The organism is Legionella pneumophila subsp. fraseri, assembly GCF_000586315.1.
In the GTDB taxonomy this organism is placed as follows: Bacteria; Pseudomonadota; Gammaproteobacteria; order Legionellales; family Legionellaceae; genus Legionella; species Legionella pneumophila_B.
This window is the reverse complement of record NZ_JFIM01000054.1, coordinates 1-1,715: the sequence shown is the minus strand read 5'-3', so window position 1 is coordinate 1,715 and position 1,715 is coordinate 1. Positions and strand designations below refer to the sequence as shown.

Below are 1,715 nucleotides of genomic sequence, written 5' to 3'. Positions count from 1 at the left end.
AATGCCGCCGGAATTGGTGATCATTTCGCTCCGGAATACACAAATGGTTATATAAACTGAAATTATGATCTAGCCAGTATATTATAAAAACTCTACCATCTCGTCGCCCTACCATTGGAGCTTTTCCATCAAACCGTAATGCAATTAGCTGAGTGTCAGGTGTTACATCATGAGGCAATGGGACTTTAATAGCATGTTGTTCAATATTTTCCTGTCCTAAGCCATGTCGTGGAGCTTGTATTATTTCATTCCAGGTCATTTGGCTACGTTTTCGAAGAGCTTCTGCAAAAGCAGCTTTTTGATCTTTAGTGCAGTTAGTTACACAATAATTCGCCTGTATATGCTCTAAGGAAAAAATTGGTTTTAAATGATTGGTTGACGAACTTTTAGGATTAACTGATAAATTTTTTCCTTGGTTAATATTAGGTTTTTTAATTGTTTGCTTAGACATAATCAATTTAATTGGGTTTTAAAATATTTTTTTAAGTCTTCATGAGAAATAAGGTTATTATTATCATTGTCTAAATTATCTTTCCAAGGTGCTTCTTCATGAGTTAAGTTTCTGAGTTTCCAAGCTGAAAATTGCCCATAAACTTCATAGATTTCATCTAGTAAATCTTTTTGTTCTTTTGAGAATACAGAAGCATCAAAATTGGTGTTTGGCTCCACTGCGCCATTTTTGTATTTCTTTTTATCATGATATAAGTCCGGGCACACAGGACCATGTGTCCATGCTTCTAAAGATTCTGTATATAATGGTTGATTATACATAGCCAAGTGAAATCCTTGGGCATAATAAACCAATTTTTGTAATTTAAGATTTGAAATAATTTCGCCACCATCTTCTTCTTTAGATGCTTTGTTAAGAAAATAATCAGCTACTTGAAATACACTATTCATATACTCTCCCATTAAAGTCATTATAGCATAGTAAAAAATTATGCATAATAGCCAAATTTAGTTAATATTTTAACGACATGTGCATATTCACTCATTTATGTGTAAACGCAGTCAAGTATATACCACAGTGATTTATAAGCAGTTTTTCTAGAGAAGATGATAGTTTTATATTTTACCATTAGCTTTTAAATTGAGATATTAAACCCCTAAAAGGGGTTTAATATGTTGAAAAAACATACGTCTGTCCATCAACATCCACTGAACAATAATCACTGATGAAAAGATCACGGGCAAAAGCCTCATAATCAAAATAGCAGATCAAACTATCCGGTAATTGATGGGTATAACACTCATCAAACAACTGCCTGGCAAAATCAACTTCTGAATCATAACAACCTTGGTAATGATCCTCCAACATAGTTTGTGCATCATCTATCGAATAGTCAGAGAGAAGGGCTAAACCCAAATCCCCGTGTTCTTGGATAAATGAGGCGTACTCCACAATATTACTTATTGCTTCGTACTCATGGATTTTCATGCTGCCGAACCCTTCATAATCATGTATGGCATATTCTTCAGCATTGGGTTCAGGGCTGTTATCCAGCATTTCCCAGATTTCTTCCATGATGTCATCTTCGCTTTGTGTGGCATCTATCCAGACACCATGTAGAATGGCGTTGTTGTAAGAGGCTAAACAGGCGACGTAGATTGAAGGGGTGTCCATGGGATTATCTCCTTATGTGAATGGAGCAATCCCACACGGGAGCTTGCTCTGAATCTTCTACACATCTTGTATGTAAGAAGAAATAATGATC

At 35.3% G+C, this 1,715-nt stretch carries 3 protein-coding genes; all 3 read right to left on the bottom strand.

What is annotated here, in order from left to right:
• Positions 1-451, bottom strand: a 451-nt coding sequence (locus CC34_RS01000000116430; RefSeq protein ID WP_231957878.1) for a hypothetical protein, incomplete at its 3' end; no start/stop codon positions are given.
• A 2-nt stretch (positions 452-453) separates the two neighbouring features.
• Entirely contained in the window at positions 454-900 is a 447-nt protein-coding gene (locus CC34_RS0110085; RefSeq protein ID WP_027229142.1) for a Panacea domain-containing protein, read from the bottom strand.
• Between the two features lie 217 nt (positions 901-1,117).
• The gene (locus CC34_RS0110080; protein ID WP_028378821.1) at positions 1,118-1,624 is read right to left on the bottom strand and encodes an antirestriction protein ArdA; all 507 of its coding nucleotides are present in this window, start codon (positions 1,622-1,624) and stop codon (positions 1,118-1,120) included.
• Between the last annotated feature and the right edge of the window lie 91 nt (positions 1,625-1,715).

Excerpts from the sequence above, each read along its gene's own strand:
- CC34_RS0110080 (WP_028378821.1), bottom strand. The coding sequence starts at position 1,624 with ATGGACACCCCTTCAATCTACGTCGCCTGTTTAGCCTCTTACAACAAC.
- CC34_RS0110085 (WP_027229142.1), bottom strand. The coding sequence starts at position 900 with ATGAATAGTGTATTTCAAGTAGCTGATTATTTTCTTAACAAAGCATCT.